This is a genomic window from Saccharothrix obliqua (assembly GCF_019375475.1).
In the GTDB taxonomy this organism is placed as follows: Bacteria; Actinomycetota; Actinomycetes; order Mycobacteriales; family Pseudonocardiaceae; genus Actinosynnema; species Actinosynnema obliqua.
This window is the reverse complement of sequence record NZ_JAHXGQ010000003.1, coordinates 819,381-835,025: the sequence shown is the minus strand read 5'-3', so window position 1 is coordinate 835,025 and position 15,645 is coordinate 819,381. Positions and strand designations below refer to the sequence as shown.

Here is a 15,645-nt window from a genome sequence, read left to right as displayed (position 1 = left end):
GCCCGCGAGGCAGTGCTTCGCGGGCACCACACCGCAAGCCCTCCCACCGAACCCCAGGAGCCTTGATGCACGCAGCGACACCCGAGCAGGCGCACCAGTTCGGTGAGCGGACGATCGCGTTGGACCGAGCCCTGTCGCGCGGCCTGGCCGCCGCGGCGGAACTCCACCTGGACGTCGTGCTGACACCGCTGCTCGAGGACGCGGCGTCCACGTGGCGGTGCGAGCTGCGGCGGGACGGCGTGGTGGTGCTGGACGGCATCGGGCTCGGCAAGGGCACGACCGCCGAAGCCAAGGTGGGCGCGTTGTTCGAGGCGCTGGAACACCGGCTGAGCGGCGCGAGCACGTTGTCCGAGCACGACATCGTCCTGCGGTCGGCGCACGAGGTGGCGGCGCAGCGGCACCTGATCCGCGACGCGGCGGTCGCGCTGCTGGTCGACGGCCCGGACGACCCGATCGCCTGCTTCACCTACCGGTCGGCGCTCGACGGGAGCGAGGTCGCCGTGCCGGTCGCGCTCTCGGTGCCCCAGTACCTCCGCATGAACGCGGAGGAACTGCGTTACCTGGTGGGCGACCCCTACCGGTACAACTGGCTGCGGCGGTACTCGATGAACAACGGCTGGGCCGCCGGTTCCGACCCGACCGAGGCGCTGGTGCACGGCCTCAACGAGACCGTCGAGCGGGACGCGATGTCCCTGCTGCTGGCCAGGACCTTCCTCAAGTCACCGCCCGCGCGGCTGACCGCCGTCGACCCCGCCACCCTGCCCGAGGACCTGGCGCTGCTGTGGGAGAGGGCGAAGGCCCTGACCGGTGGCGAGGTGCGGCTGATCGACATGACCACGGACCTGGGCGTGCCCGCCTACTGGGCCTTCCTGCCGCCACCGGCCGGGCAGCCGGCCCGCGTCCGGGGCTGCGGCGCGTCGTTGTCCCGCCGGTACGCGCTGAACCGCGCCATCACCGAGCTGATCCAGATCCACACCACCATGGCCGGGGATGACGACGACACCCCGCCCCGCCGCGACCGGACGACCGGCTACCCGGCGCTGCACCGCTGCCGGCTGGCCGATTTCACCGAAGCGCTGCGCACCGCGCGGTTCACGCCGTTCGAGGACGCACCCGCGCCGGGTTCGCCGCGTGAGCACGCGGAACGGCTGATCACCACGCTGCACCGGAGTGGTTTCGCCGTCCACATCAGGAACCACCACACCACGGCGAACCTCGCCGTGGTCAACGTGTTCGTCCCCGGCCTGGAGCGCTTCACGCTCGTCACGGACGGCGCGCTGGTCCTGCCGGGTCCGCGCGGCCTCGCCGCGGCCCGCACCGAAACCGCGGACCAGGCCGTCGCGACGCCGGTCTGAACCGGGTGTCACCGCACCGGCACCGCCGCGCGCGGTGCCGACCGGTGCCGCCGCACCCAGAACGGGCTGGTCGGCCAGCGCTGCTCGCGGCGGTAGTGGTCGACCCGGTTGCGCAGGTAGTCGTGCAGGTCGCACGCCAGCCGCGCCTCGTGGGCGACGGCTGGGCCGCGATCGCCCGCCAGCCAGTGCGCCATCGCCTCGCCGCCCGCGTACCCGGTGCTCAACGCACGCGCGATCCCGCTGCCGGACAACGGGTCCACGGCCAGCGCGGCGTCACCGACGGCCAGCCACCGGCCCGGCGCGGCCGGTCCGCGCAACGCACCCGACGCGGCCGAGCCGAGGGTGAGCGGACCGGTCGGCGGGCCCGTCGCGTGGGCGGCGACGTACCGCGTGCCGGCGAGCGCCTGCCGCCAGGTCCCGGTTTCGTGGTAGCGGTGGCGGCGGCACAGGTCCACGTCGGTGATGAACGTGACGGCCCGCCGCTCCGGCGGCACGGGCGCGGTGTACCACCAGCCGTCCGGAACCGCCTCCAGGAGCCCGATCCCGCCGTCCACCACGCCTTCGTGGAAGAACGCGGCGACACCCACCAGCCGGTCCAGCCGCACCCACCTCGCGCCCAGGCGGCGGGCCACGGCGGCGGCGCGACCGGTCGCGTCGACCACCGCCCGCGCACGCACCGCCCGGCCACCCACCGCGACCCGCCAGCCGTCACCGGCCGGTTCGGCGGCGGTGACCGGGCAGCCCGGCACGAGCCGCGCGCCCGCGTCACACGCCGCACCCGCCAGGGCCACGTCGAAGGCGCGGCGGTCGACGTGCTCGCCACCGCCGAACGGCGACCACACGAACGAGGACTCGGCCAGTTCCGCCGAACCCCACGCCGACGCGAAACCCCACTGCGGCACACCGGTCCGCGGCAGCGCGAGGTCGTCCAGCAGCGCCACCGCGAACGGCGACAACGTCTCACCCAACCGCGGCCGGTCGAAGCGGCTCGCCTCGGCGAGCAGGACGCGGTGACCGGCACGCGCCAGCGCCAGGGCGGCGGCGGACCCGGCCGGTCCCGCCCCGGCCACCACCACGTCGACCGGGCGGCACACCACGCCGTTCACCGGTCGTCCGAGGCGGTCGGCCGGTCGGCCGCCGTGCTCGGCTGGTCGGCCGCCGCGCCCGGGCGGTCACCCGGCAGGACAGCCGGCCGGACGGGGATGGTGACCGCCTCGTCGAGCGCGGTGTCCAACTGGACGGACGCCGTGGTCGCCAGGTCCACCACCGGTCGGGTCGGCACGTCGGCGTCCGCCAGCCGGTACTCGCGCTGGAACGGGTACCCCAGCGGGCTGGTGCCGCGCGCCAGCACCCGCACACCACCGCTGCCCGGTGGCAGGTCCGCACGCAGCGGGCCGGTGTTCGCGGGCACGACACGGCCCTCCTCCCCCACGACACCGGCGGAGTCCGCGACTCCGGGCAGATCCGCGCCACCCGGTTCGAGCCGGACCCGGCCCGCACCGGCACCGGCGAGGTCCACCTCGCCGTCACCGGCGAACTCCGCCCGGCGCACCTCGCCGTCCGCACCGGTGAACTCCGCCCACACCTGGACGGCGACCGGTCCACGCGGCCTCACCACCAGCCGCCCCGCCGACCGCTCCACGTCCAGGTCGATCGCGGACCGGACGCGGACGGCCAGGGCGCAGGGCGCCGCCTCCCTCGCCTGCTCGGCGTCGACCAGCACGTGCCACGTGCCGGGCCCCTCGGCGCGGTCCGGGCGCAGCCGCGCGGGCAGCGGGAAGCGGTAGACCTGCCGACCGCCACGCGCCTCCCAGTGCGCCCCCTCCGTCTCCGGCCCGATGAGCGCGCCGGTGGGGCTTTGCAGCAGCAGGTGCACGCTCCTCGGGTCGCCGCCCACCAGCGCGACCTCCAGCCCGGTGTCCACCTCGGTCGCCTGGAACGGCACCCGCAGCACGGTTCCCGGCACCACCGCCACCTCCGTGGTCAGCACCGGCGCGGTGCCCGGCGCGTCCGGCAGCGGGTCGGGCAGGTCGTCCAGGCCCGGCAGCGCGGCGACCACCTGGACGTGCCACGCCTCGCCCAGCCGCGGGCACGCGACCTCGACCGTGCGCGGCACCAGCTCGGCCAGCCTGCCCTCCACGCCGAACCACACGGTGCGCACCCGGTCCTCCCCGGTCGGCGGCACCACCGCCGCCGCGGGCCGCACGGTGAGCTGCCCGTCCGGCGACGGGTGGACGACCAGCGTGATCTCCTCCGGGGAGGTGACGTCGAACGCCATCTGCCCCGCGTCGTGGTGGAGGAACACCTGCGGCCGACGCGGTGTCACGACGGCCACCGGGTCGCGTTCCCGCTCGACGTACCGCGGCCCGTCCGGGACCACGAACCCGCCCCGGTGCCAGTGCGCGACCATCGCCGCGTTGTCGCCGACGGACCGGTCCCACGCCTGGTAGGCCGAGGTCTCCGGGTGCAGCACGTGGTCGGGTCGCGTGACGGGCCACCACAGGTCGCCGCAGATCCGGAACGCCGCCTGCCACGGCAGGCCCAGGCCCTCGGTCAACGCACCGGGCCGGTTGCGGTCGTGACGCAGGCGCAACGGGTCCGAGGGCTCGTCCGAGCCGTAGTAGCGGGTGGGGTCCAGGACCGCTTCCCCGACCTCCACGCCCGGCCGGAACGCCGCGCCCGACATGCCCGCCAGGGCCGCGTGGTCGACGTCCGCGGGAGCCGGGGCGGTCGGCGGCCGGTCCCGCGAGAACCGACCCCGCGCCCACTCCGCCAGCACGGTCCGCTGCGGCCCGGTCAACGTCACCGAATCCATGAGCAGGCGGAAGACGGCGGCGCGTTCCTCGTCCCCGGTAACGGGATGTCGCCACTCGTGCTCGGCGAGAGGTGCGGCGTGGTTGACGTAGCGCACCGCCTCCACCGCACGCAGCACGGGGTCGACGTGGCGGACGTAGGAGGGCACGCGCACCCCGTCCACCAGCGGCCAGTCCTCGTCCACCCCGACCCAGCCGTGCGCCACCGCCAGCTCCAGCAACCGGTCCCCCAGCGTGACGACGTCGCGGAAGTGCGGCGCGTAGCAGGGCGGCGCGACCACCACCCACGCGCCGACGGCCTCGACTATCCCGTCGTCCAGCACGACCGTGGCGCCGACCGGCCCGTCGGACGTGTCGTCGAACCAGCCGGGGTTCCGCACGCCACCGCAGTTCTGGTTGTCCACGGCCGGGAACCGGCACCCGGCGCGCCCCGCACCGCCGAGCACGACCAGCCGCCCGGTCGGCCGACCCCGCGCCACGTCCGGGCGCAGCTCGCCCAACCGGACGTCGAAGCCCTTCGGCGTGGCCACCCCGCTCCGGAACGTGATCCGCCCGCCCAGCGCGGCCGGCGCGGGCACACCGTCCGAACCGGACACGGTCAGGGCGGCGTCACCGTGGAGGTACATGTCCCGGTAGCTCTCCTCCGGGTTGACCCGGTGGTCGGCGGCCTTGGCGTTGCCCAGCCGCACCCGCCACGTGATCCGGGCGTCCGCGGCCGTGACCTCCCGCACGAACCGGCCGGCCGCGTCGTAGCCCATCAGCCGGAACCGCGCGCCCTGCCCGCGCACCCGGCCCTTGTCGTCCTTGAACGACTCCGGTGGCGGTTGGTCCGGGTGTTCGGGGCCGATGAAGTGCTCCGGGCTGTTGCCCACCCGCGCCACCCCGATACCGGGGTGGATCCTGATGGTCTCGATGCCCATGACGGCCTCCGCGCTGGTGGGTTGGCCCGACCGGGCGACCCCTGCCGCGTGGTGGGACCGTCCACAGCGGACCGCGCGGGTCGCGATCACGGGCCCTCCCACGCCGAAGCCGGATCGGTGCGCGCCCATCCTCGACCGCGACCACCCGCGCCCCCAAGGCACGCCGCGCCGAATGCCCGCATCGGGTGGCGCGACGAGTGGTTCGGGCCCGGATCACCACCTCCACCTCACGCTGCGCAGCCGACGTGGTCACCCGGCGGTGCGAAGGTCAGTTCGACACGAACACCACACCCTGCAAATCGTGCTCGGCCTGCAAGTTCGGCGCCTCGGACTGCACGATCGTCCACAGCCCCGAGCACTTGCCGAACAGGCTGCGCTTCTTGTAGAGCTGCGCGCGACCCGACGTCATGTTGGTGATGACCTGCTTCTTCTTGATCTTCACCTTGTGGCACTTCTTGTCCTCGGGATTTTGCAGCACGACTTTCCCGTCCACGACGAAGCTGCCGGTCACGGCCAGCGCGGAACCGGGAGCGGCCAGGATCGCGGTCGCGGTGACGAGTGCGACGGCGGCGGCTCGGAGGGGTCGACGGGACATGGCTCGCGTCCTTCCGGTCGATGTGACAGACGCTCCACGATGGACACGTGACGCGATGCGGGACAACACGGGCGGCCTGATTCACCCCGGCCGTCCGCCACGCGGGTGACCGCGTGTCACCGACGGCGAACCACCGCGCCGGCGAGCGATCGACGTCCCGGCTCCGTACAGTGCGAACCAGCCCTCGACGGAACACCGGAGGAGAGCACGCCATGGCCGACCCCAAACTGGCAGTCATCTACTACTCGTCCACCGGCAACATCCACGCCATGGCCGAGCGGTTGGCCGAGGCGGGCAAGCGGGCCGGGGCCGAGGTGCGGCTGCGCCAGGTCGCCGAACTCGCCCCGGCGGAGGCCATCGCCTCCAACGCCGCCTGGAGCCAGCACTTCGACCGCACGAAGGACGAGCCCAAGGCCACCGCCGACGACATCGTCTGGGCCGACGCCGTCCTGCTCGGCACGCCCACCCGCTACGGCAACGTCTCCAGCCAGCTCAAGCAGTTCCTGGACACGCTCGGGCCGCAGTGGCAGCAGGGCCTGCTCGCCGACAAGGTCTACGCGGGCTTCACCGCCTCGATGACCGAGCACGGCGGCCAGGAGTCGACGCTGCTCGCGCTGTACAACACGATCCACCACTTCGGCGGCATCATCGCCGCGCCCGGCTACACCGACCAGCTCAAGTTCTCCGACGGCAACCCGTACGGCGTCTCGCACGTCACCGGCGGCACCAACGACGCGCCGCTGGGCGAGGCCCAGCTCGCCGCCCTCGACCACCTGGCGGGTCGCGTCATCCGGATCGCGGCGAAGCTCGCCGGCTGACGCCCGCTCACCCCATCCGGAGCTGGTCGCGCAGGGTGCGGGCGACGTGGGCCAGCAACGCCTCCGCACCCGGCTGGACGGCGGCGGGCACGCGGGACTCGCTGAACGCGGCCACCACGTACGCCTGGCCGTCGGCGTGCTCCACCACCCCGACCTCGTGCCGCAGGTTCAGCAGGGTGCCGGTCTTGGACGACCACCGCGCCGAGTCGGACGCGAAATCGGGCGCCAGCCGGTGCCGGATGACGTTGTCGCCCATCAGCTCCCGGACCCGCGCGGCGACCGGCGGCGCGATCGACGTCGGCCGCCACACACCCTGCACGAGGTCCGCGAAGGCACGGGCCGACCCGGTGTTGGCGAGGCTGATGTCGAGCTGCGGCACGGGGTGGCCCTGCCCGGCGGTGCCCGCCGTGATGGCGAGGGAGTGCGCCAGGTGCGCCTCGGGCCGGGTGAACCGCTCGGCGGGCGTGTCGGTGAGGTCTTCCATGAGGTGCCGGACGGTGATGCCCTGGTGGCCGAGGCGGCGCAGCTCGGCGGTGACGGCGGCGGGCGGGGTCAGCGCGAACAACGCGTCCGCCGCGACGCTGTCGCTGATCGCGGTGCTCAGGTAGAGCAGGTCGTCGATCGCGATCGTGGCCGGGTGCAGGAACTTGCCCAGCCCCGTCGGTCCCGGCACCGTCATCCGGCCGGGTCGCACCTGGACCGGCGTGGCGCCGTCCAGCTCGCCACGCGTCACGCGCTCCAGCGTGGCGATCGCCAGCGGCACCTTGACCAGGGACGCCACCGGGAACTCCAGGTCCGGGTCGATGCCCAGCTCGTCGCCCGTGTCGAGGTCGCGCACCAGGAACGAACCACGCAACCCGGCCGCGGCCAGCGTCTCCCGCGCCTCCCGCACCGCCGTCACGACGCGTCACCCACCTTCGCGCCGAGACACGCGCCGACCAGCTCGGGCAGCAGGTCGCGCACCCACCCGCCGTCCTCCCGGGCGTGGGAGGTCACAGCGTAGCCGCGGGCCAGCCGCAACTCGCCCACCGGCCGCCAGTGCAGCCCGAGTTCACCCGCCTGCGCCGGTGAGCAGAGCAGCAGGTCGGTCGAGCCGAGCACCTCGGCGGTCGCGGCGACCAGGGACGGCGCCACGGCCACCTGCGCGGGCAGCAGTCCGACCGCGTCCCGCAGCCGGGTCAGGCGGTCGCGGACGTGCGGCACGTCGTCCTCGGCCTGGAGCCACACCCGCCGCCACCGCACGCCCCGCTCCACCCGGCTCACGCGCAGCGTCTCCAGGAAGAACGCCGAGGCGGTGCCCGGGTCGGCACGGGCGGCCAGGCCCAGCGGCACCCGCCACGCGGCCTCGTCGGGCGGCACCGCGACCAGGGCCGCGCGCACCTCCAGCGTCCGGGCCAGCTCGGCGCGCCGACCGGGGTCGGCGGGCCAGGGGTCGAGGGTCAGGCCGTGCTCGCGCGCGCCGGCGACCAGCCGCGCCAGCAGGTGCGGGGCGCACACGGCGGGCACGGCCAGCCGGAACGGCCGCAGCCGCGCCTGCTCGGCGTCGCGCTCCAGCGCCTCGGCCAGTTCCACCAGGCGTCGCGCGGCGGGCAGCACCTCCCGACCGAAGGGCGTCAACGCGACGCTGCGCGACGACCTGGTCAGGAGTCTGGCCCCGAAGTGCTTCTCCAGCGCGGCGACCCGCCTGCTGGCGACGGACTGCGGGATGCGCGCCACCGCCGCCCCGTCCGTGAAGCTGCCGCGCCCGCTCACGGCGACGAAGGCCCGGCAAGCCGCCACCACGTCCACGGGCACATCATATGCCGGATCAGCATGGATCAAGTCATTCACGTCTTGGACGGGATGCGTGGCGTTCTGCGAGGCTCCCTCACGACCCGCTCCGCGACGTGAGAGGACGACGCACCGATGATCAGCCGCCGCGCCCTGCTCGGCGCCGCCGCGCTCCTGCCGGTGGCCGCGTGCACGACGGCTCCCCCACCCGACCCGACCAGCGCCACGGCACCGCCGACCACGACCACGACCGCACCCGACGACCGCTGGGCGGCGCTGGAGCGCGAGTTCGACGCGCGGCTCGGCGTGTACGCCGTCGGCCCCTCCGCCACGATCACCCACCGGGCGGACGAGAGGTTCGCGTTCTGCTCCACCTTCAAGGGCCTCGCGGCGGCCGCGGTCCTCCAGCGCAACCCGGTGGAACACCTCGACGAGGTCGTCACCTACGCGGAGAGCGACCTCCTGCGGAGCGCCTTCATCACCCGGCAGCACGTGGCCACCGGCATGACCGTGCGCGACCTGTGCGACGCCGCGGTCCGCTACAGCGACGGCACGGCGGGCAACCTGCTGCTCCGCGACCTGGGCGGACCGGAGGCGCTGAACGCGTTCCTGCGTGGCCTCGGCGACCGGGAGACCCGGATGGACCGGTGGGAACCGGACATCACGGAGGCCACGCCGGGCGACCCGCGCGACACCACCACGCCGCGCGCCATCGGCACGGCCTACCAGCGGATCGTCCTGGGCGACGTGCTGCCGCCCGACCGGCGTGCGTTCCTGCGCGACCTGCTGGAGCGCAACGCCACCGAGGCGGCGCCGCGCCGCATCCGCGGAGGTGTGCCGGAGGGCTGGACCGTGGCCGACAAAACGGGGACCGGGTCCTACGGCACGGTCAACGACATCGGCCTGGTGTGGCCGCCGAATTCGGCGCCCCTCGTCATCGCGATCATGTCCAGCAAGGCGACGCGGGACGCGAAGTACGACGAGGCGATCATCGCCAAGGCGGCGGCGCACGTGGTCGACGTCCTCACGTGACGAATCTTCGAGGCAGGTGAAGGTCTGATGTTCTTGCGCGCGGTTCTGCCGCTCGTGGTGGTGACGCTCCTGGCGGCCGGTGTCGTGGCGCTGGGCGCCACCGGCCGCATGTCGTTCGTCCCCGACCCGGTGCCCGGACGCCCGCTGGCGCTGGTGGAGGGCGTTCCCGGACCGGACACCGGCCCGGTCTGCCCGCTGGACGCCCGGTTCGTCGACGAGCCGCCCACCGGGCTGCCGCCGGACGTGCTCGACGCGTGGCAGCGGCTGACCGACGCGGCGGGCAGGCAGGGCGTGCGGCTGTGCCTGAACGACGGCAAGCGCAGCACCGGCCAGCAGCAGCACGAGTTCGACGACGCGGTGCGCCGGTTCGGCTCGGTGGAGCTGGCCGCGCAGTACGTGCTGCCGCCGGAGAAGTCGATGCACGTCCGGGGCCGGGCGGTGGACGTGCAGCCGCACGACTCCGCGCTGTGGCTGGAGCGCAACGCCGGTCCGCTGGGCTGGTGCCGCCGCTACGACAACGAATACTGGCACTTCGAGCACGACCCGTCGTACGCGACGGCCGGGTGCCCCGCGCTGCTGCCCAGCGCCACCGGCACGTGACACCGCCGGTCCGCCCGGGACGACCCCGGGCGGACCGGCGGAGGTGTCAGCGGTCCGCGATGGCCTCGATGATCTTCGGCCGCAGCTCGGCCGCGCTCACCACCGCGTCCACCGAGCCGACCTCGACCGCGCGGTGCACGCTGTGCACCCGGTCGAACTCGGTGGCCACGTCGCCCAGCTTCTCCGCGCGCACCGCGGCACGCACCTCGGTGAGCTTCGCGCTCAGCTCGGCCCGCTCCGCGCCGGTGGTCTCGGCCAGCCGCGCCTCCAGCTCGGCGACCCGGCGGTCGGCCGACGTGCGCTGGTCGACCTCGCCGGTGAACACGACCGCCGCCGCGGGCGCGCCGCCGATCACCGACGCGAACGAACCCTCCACCGCGAGCACCGTCATCCGCGGGTTGAGCGCCTTGGAGAACACCACGAACGCGCCGCCGTGGTACCGGGAGATCACGCAGAACACGATCGGGCCCGCGAAGTTCACGATGGCCCGGCCGATCTCGGCGCCGTACTCCAGTTGCAGCTTGCGCATCGACTCCGGCGAACCGTCGAAACCGGACAGGTTGGCCAGCACCACCAGCGGCCGGTTGCCGCTGGCCGCGTTGATCGCCCGCGCCGCCTTCTTCGACGACTGCGGGAACAGGGTGCCCGCCGTGTAGGCGTCCGGCCCGTCGGTGGGCGGGAAACCACGACGCGGCACCGACCGGGACTCCACCCCGAGCAGGCACACCGGCCGACCGCCGAGGTGCGCGTCCTGCACCACGACGGTGTCCGCGTCCGCCATGCCCGCCCAGCGCTCCAGCACCGGGTGGTCCTGGTCGGACACCGCGCGCATCACCGTGCGGATGTCGAACGCCTTCTTGCGGTCCGGGTTCGCGGTCGCCGAGAAGATCTCGCCGACCGTGGTGAAGTCGCTGCCCTCCAGCACGTGCGGGTAGTCGGAGATGTCGCGGTCCACCGGGTCGGTGCTCCGCGCGGGTCGCGGGCCCGACTCGCCCGGCGCGACGTAGGTGTGCTCGTAGTGGGCCATCAGCACGTTGCGCGCGGACACCAGGTCCGGCGCCCAATACTGGGCCTGCCCGTTCGGGCCCATCACCCGGTCGTAGCCGCCGATGCCGAAGTTGTCCTCCGCCGACACGCCGCCGGAGAAGTCCAGCGCCTGCTTGCCGGTGAGCACCATGGCCGAGTCCGGCGTCATCACCAGCACGCCCCTGGTGTGCATCAGCATCGTCGCCTCGGCGTTCCAGTACGGCTGCGCGCCGACGTTGATGCCCGACACCACGATGTTGATCTCACCGCCGGCCTGGGTGAACTCGACGATCCGCTTGAGCGCCGCCGCGACCCAGTCCATGTTCTCGGTGCCCGAGGACATGGAGATCCGGGCGCCGGAGGACAGGGCGTACCACTCCACCGGCACCCCCGTCCGCTCCGCCAGGTCCAGCGCGGCGATCACCCGGCGGCACTCCGGCTCGGACAGCGCGCCGAGGGATTTCGTCGGGTCGCCGAGCAGCACCACCCGCTGGACGCCCTGCGGGTGCCGCCGGGTGCGGGTGGTCACCACGCCCGCGACGATCGCCGCCGTGTTGCGCCCCTTCGGGCGGTCCACCGGCACCAGCGCGTGGTCGTCGTCCAGGTCGTGCTCGACGAACTCGCCGAGCAGGTTGGTCAGCTCGTACGGGTAGACGGTGTTGCGGCTGCTGGCGCGCAGCACCTTGAGCCGGTAGGCGTCGATCGGCACCACCGGGTCCACCGGCGGTTCGCCCACGGTCAGCGCGGTGCCGCCGGTGGCGTCGAACGAGATCCGCACCGCGATCTTGGCCAGCGCACCGGTCTTCCGGTCGCGCTGCCGCGCGATGAACAGGACCTCCTCCAGCCCGGCGCCGGCGGTGGTCGGCAGCACCCGCTCGACCAGCACCTCCAGCTCCGCCCGGGTGATCTCGCTCGGCGGCCACACGTAGACCACGATCCGGTTGGTGTTGAACCGCTTGCCCGACGGCCGCCGCGACTGCGCCTGGCGGATCGACTCCAGGCAGGCGGCGACGGTGTCCTCCGCGGTGGGCAGCGCGACCAGCCTGCCGTCCTGGTCCCGCAGCTCGGTCAGGTCGCGCACCTGCGCGAACGCCACCAGCCGGTCGTCGGACGGGTTCTCCCGGGCCACCGCCTGGAAGAGGTAGACCTCCTCGTCCGTGGACGGCAGCCGGGTCAGGTCGAACTCGCGCAGCCGCTCCATCTGCATCCGCTGCGCGATGTACGGGTGCAGGCCGCGGATCAGCCGCTCCTCGGCCATCCCGGTGGTCGACGGGCGGAACGTGAAGTGGTGGTGCATGACCGCGCCGCCGCTGCCCGCGACGGTGGCGGTGACCCGCTGCACCCGGTGCGGCAGCGGGTGGGCGGCGACGACCGCGTGCAGCGCGGCGGCCATCGCGTCGAAGTCCTCCGGCTGGTTCTCCCACGCCAGGTAGATGTCCGCGTCGACGGCGTCCGCACCGCCCGCCAGCTCCGCGAGCCCGCGCAACGCGTCGCCGAACGCCTCGAACCGCGCCGCCGACGACACCACGCGTGAACCGTCCCGCTGGGCGACCACGAACTGGCAGCCCGCCACCTCGCGGGTGTGGACGGCGGTGAGCCCCTTGTTCCCGTAGTACCGCCGGGTCAGCACCTCCAGCATGGCGGAGTGGTCCAGGCCGGGCCGGACCAGCCGCCTGCCGAGCAGCCGCACCAGCGGCTCGGTGCTGCGCACCATCTCGGCGACCCGCTCGGCGCGGTCCGCGGCGTCCGGGTGCGCGTCGAGGTGACGCAGGTGGGCGCGGACGGCCGCGTAGACGCGGGCCCGGTTGCGGCGCAGCAGGGGCTGGCCGAACCAGGCGAACACCACGCCGCGCGCGAGGTCGGACACCACCGGGAAGCGGACCTGGGTCGCGGACACCAGCCGCTCCAGCGCGCGGCCGGCGGTCTCCCGCATCGCCTCGCCCGGCGGCGGCTCGCGCAGCCAGGCACGCAGCAACGCCGTGACGACGGCCGAGTCCGCCACCGCGCGCTGCTGGGCCAGGAAGATCCGGAACACCGCGGCTTCCAGCTCGGGCGACCGCGCCAGCTCCGCGACGCCGTAGTGGCCGAGCGCCTTGGCCAGCTTGTCCTGGAACGACGCGGGCAGCCCGGCGCGCTCGACGTCGAGGCTCTGGAGGTAGGTGTGGAAGTGCTCGCGGGCGCTGTGCACGTGCGCGCCCGCCTCCTCGCCGGTCGGCCGGTTGCGGCTGAGGTCGGCGAGGTCGGCGAACACGTCGACCAGGGCCAGTTCCTCGGCCAGCGGCCGGTTGCCCGCACCGGCGGCCCGGCGCGCGACGAGGTAGTCCTCCAGCACGCGGCGGTCGTCGTGCGGGTCGACGTCGAAGCCCAGCAGCAGGCCGCGCAGGTCCTCCCGGCCCCGCGCGGCGCGGTCCGCCGCCGGGATCTCGGTGGGTGCGGGCGGCAGGTCCAGCTCGACGGCCCCGTCGGTCACGATGTCCGCCGCCGCGTCGTCGACGAGCGGTTCCAGCCGCAGCAGCGGCGCGCCCGCGCCGACCTGGCTGCCCACGGAGACCAGGCACTCCTTGAGCCGCGCCTTGACCGGCGCGCGCAGCACCGCCTCCATCTTCATCGCTTCCAGCACCAGCACCGGCGCGCCCGCCTCGACCTCCGCGCCGACCTCCAGCGGCGTGGCGACCACCAGCGCGGGCATCGGCGCGCGCAGCACGCCGCCCTCGTCGCGGCTGACCCGGTGCGTGACGCCGTCCACCTCGACCAGGTGGACCGGACCGTGCGTGTCGGTGGCCAGGCGGTACCGCGCGCCGTTGACGGCGATCTGCCCGGTGTGCCGGTCGAACCGGTCGATCTCGACATCGGCGGTGCGGACGTCGCCGCCCGCCTCGACGCCCACCCGGAAGCGGTGCGCGCCGACCCGGGCCACCCGCACGCGGTAGCCCACGCCGCGCAGCTTGAGGTCCAGCGGCCGGCCGCTCTCGTGCCGCACCTGGGGACGGCCGCCGAACGCCGTGGACAGCAGGCGCTGCCGCTCGACGCGCTCGTCCTCCTCGTACGCCTCGATGGCGGCGGCGGCCAGCGCGACGGCCGAGTGCCGGTGGGAGACGAGGTCGCCCTCGGCACGCACGCGGTCGATCCAGCCGGTGTCGGCGGTGGCGCCCACCACCTCGGGCCGGTCGAGCAGGGCGAGCACGAAGCTCTTGTTCGTCGCGCCGCCCTCGATGATCACGGTGGTCTCGGCCATCGCGCGGCGCAGCCTGCCCAGGGCCTCGTCCCGGTCGCGGCCGTGCGCGATGATCTTGGCGATCATCGAGTCGAAGTCGGCGGGGATGGTGTCGCCCTCGCTGACGCCGGTGTCCACGCGGATGCCCGGACCGGACGGCAGGTCGAGCCGGGCGATGCGGCCCGGCGAGGGCGCGAAGTCGCGGTCCGGGTCCTCGGCGTTCAGGCGCGCCTCGACGGCGTGACCGCGCTCCACCGGCGGCTCGCCCTCCAGCCGACGCCCGGACGCCACCCACAGCTGGGCCTTGACCAGGTCGAACCCAGTGGTCGACTCGGTGATGGGGTGCTCGACCTGGAGCCGGGTGTTGACCTCCAGGAACGCGAACAGCCTGTCACCGGGGTGGTACAGGAACTCGACGGTCGCCGCGCCCCGGTAGCCGACGGCGACGGCCAGCCGCTCGGCGGACGACTTCAGCTCGGCCGCCTGCTCCGCGCTGAGCACCGGCGACGCCGACTCCTCGATGATCTTCTGGTTGCGCCGCTGCACCGAGCAGTCGCGGACGCCGAGCGCCCACGCCGTGCCCTGTCCGTCGGCGATCACCTGGACCTCGACGTGCCGTGCGCCGGTGACCAGGCGCTCCAGGAACACCACGCCGCTGCCGAACGCCCGTGCCGCCTCCTGGCTGGTGCGCTCGTAGGCGTCGGCGAGTTCGGCCGCGTCGGTGACCACGCGGATGCCGCGCCCGCCGCCGCCCGCGGTGGCCTTGAGCATCAGCGGGTAGCCGATCTCGTCGGCCGCGGCCAGGGCGGCGTCCAGGTCCTCGACCGCGCCCCGGCTCCACGGCGCGACCGGCACGCCGACCTCCTCGGCGATCAGCTTCGCGCCGATCTTGTCGCCGAGTTGCCGCATGGCCTCCGGGCCGGGCCCGATGAACGTGACGCCGACCCGTTCGCACAGCTCCGCGAACGCCGGGTCCTCCGCGACGAAGCCCCAGCCGACCCACGCCGCGTCCGCGCCGCTCTCCCGCAGCGCGCGCTCCAGCACCGCCAGGTCCAGATAGGGCCGCGCCGACGCCGGGCCGAGGTCGTGCGCGAGGTCCGCCTCGCGGACGAACGTGGCGGTCCGGTCGACGTCGGTGTGGAACGCGACGGTCTCGATCCGCGTCCCCGTCTCCGCGGACAGCTCCCGGACGGCGTGGATCAACCGCATCGCGGCCTCTCCGCGGTTGACGATGGCAACACGACTGAACACCGACCGAGCCTCCTGCTGTAGACACCCCGCGGTGGGCCTGGCAGACCCACTCCACCCGGAACCTTCTCGTGTACCTGGTCCACAGCAAAATGCCGTAACCAACCGTGTCACGCCCGGGAAATTGTAGAGACCCGACAAAGATGACGTCGATCACAGGCACAGGCGCGGTACCCGGCGGCCCGCGCCCGTGCCGTACCTCACGTTCGGCCGCGAACCCGTGCCGCGCGGTAGCGAGCCGGGTTCGTCACACC

Annotated in this window: 10 protein-coding genes; 4 read left to right on the top strand and 6 right to left on the bottom strand. The window is 74.2% G+C overall.

The window, feature by feature from the left end; translation table 11 throughout:
* Window positions 1-65 precede the first annotated feature (65 nt).
* Window positions 66-1,355: a YcaO-like family protein gene (locus KZQ38_RS13315; protein WP_219441689.1), complete on the top strand. Its 1,290-nt coding sequence runs from the start codon at window positions 66-68 to the stop codon at window positions 1,353-1,355.
* 8 nt (window positions 1,356-1,363) lie between these two features.
* On the opposite strand, the gene KZQ38_RS13310 is transcribed toward KZQ38_RS13315, so the two are convergent.
* From KZQ38_RS13310 to KZQ38_RS13300, 3 genes are all read right to left on the bottom strand, one after another.
* Window positions 1,364-2,461 carry an FAD-dependent oxidoreductase gene (locus KZQ38_RS13310; protein ID WP_219441687.1) on the bottom strand — a complete coding sequence of 366 codons (1,098 nt, stop codon included), beginning with the start codon at window positions 2,459-2,461 and terminating at the stop codon, window positions 1,364-1,366.
* Window positions 2,458-5,088, bottom strand: coding sequence for a LodA/GoxA family CTQ-dependent oxidase (locus KZQ38_RS13305; protein WP_219441685.1), 2,631 nt, complete (start codon window positions 5,086-5,088; stop codon window positions 2,458-2,460). Before KZQ38_RS13305 ends, KZQ38_RS13310 begins: the two co-directional genes overlap by 4 nt.
* A 268-nt stretch (window positions 5,089-5,356) precedes the next feature.
* Window positions 5,357-5,683, bottom strand: coding sequence for a hypothetical protein (locus KZQ38_RS13300; protein ID WP_219441683.1), 327 nt, complete (start codon window positions 5,681-5,683; stop codon window positions 5,357-5,359).
* A gap of 212 nt (window positions 5,684-5,895) precedes the next feature.
* Here KZQ38_RS13300 and wrbA point away from each other — a divergent pair, with 212 nt between their 5' ends.
* A complete protein-coding gene (wrbA, locus tag KZQ38_RS13295) occupies window positions 5,896-6,501 on the top strand; it encodes an NAD(P)H:quinone oxidoreductase (protein WP_219441681.1) in 606 nt (201 codons plus the stop codon).
* 7 nt (window positions 6,502-6,508) lie between these two features.
* Here the strand turns inward: wrbA and KZQ38_RS13290 are convergent, their stop codons facing one another.
* Together KZQ38_RS13290 and KZQ38_RS13285 are read right to left on the bottom strand one after the other, a co-directional pair.
* Window positions 6,509-7,402: a serine hydrolase gene (locus tag KZQ38_RS13290; protein ID WP_219441680.1), complete on the bottom strand. Its 894-nt coding sequence runs from the start codon at window positions 7,400-7,402 to the stop codon at window positions 6,509-6,511.
* On the bottom strand, window positions 7,399-8,289 hold the full coding sequence (locus tag KZQ38_RS13285) for a LysR family transcriptional regulator (protein WP_219441678.1): 891 nt from the start codon (window positions 8,287-8,289) through the stop codon (window positions 7,399-7,401). Before KZQ38_RS13285 ends, KZQ38_RS13290 begins: the two co-directional genes overlap by 4 nt.
* 117 nt (window positions 8,290-8,406) lie before the next feature.
* Here KZQ38_RS13285 and bla point away from each other — a divergent pair, with 117 nt between their 5' ends.
* The gene (bla, locus tag KZQ38_RS13280; protein WP_219441676.1) at window positions 8,407-9,303 is read left to right on the top strand and encodes a class A beta-lactamase; all 897 of its coding nucleotides are present in this window, start codon (window positions 8,407-8,409) and stop codon (window positions 9,301-9,303) included.
* 27 nt (window positions 9,304-9,330) lie between these two features.
* The gene (locus tag KZQ38_RS13275; protein WP_219441674.1) at window positions 9,331-9,903 is read left to right on the top strand and encodes a D-alanyl-D-alanine carboxypeptidase family protein; all 573 of its coding nucleotides are present in this window, start codon (window positions 9,331-9,333) and stop codon (window positions 9,901-9,903) included.
* A gap of 46 nt (window positions 9,904-9,949) precedes the next feature.
* Here KZQ38_RS13275 and KZQ38_RS13270 read toward each other — a convergent pair whose 3' ends face one another.
* Entirely contained in the window at window positions 9,950-15,394 is a 5,445-nt protein-coding gene (locus KZQ38_RS13270) for an ATP-binding protein (RefSeq protein ID WP_219441672.1), read from the bottom strand.
* Window positions 15,395-15,645: the final 251 nt, after the last annotated feature.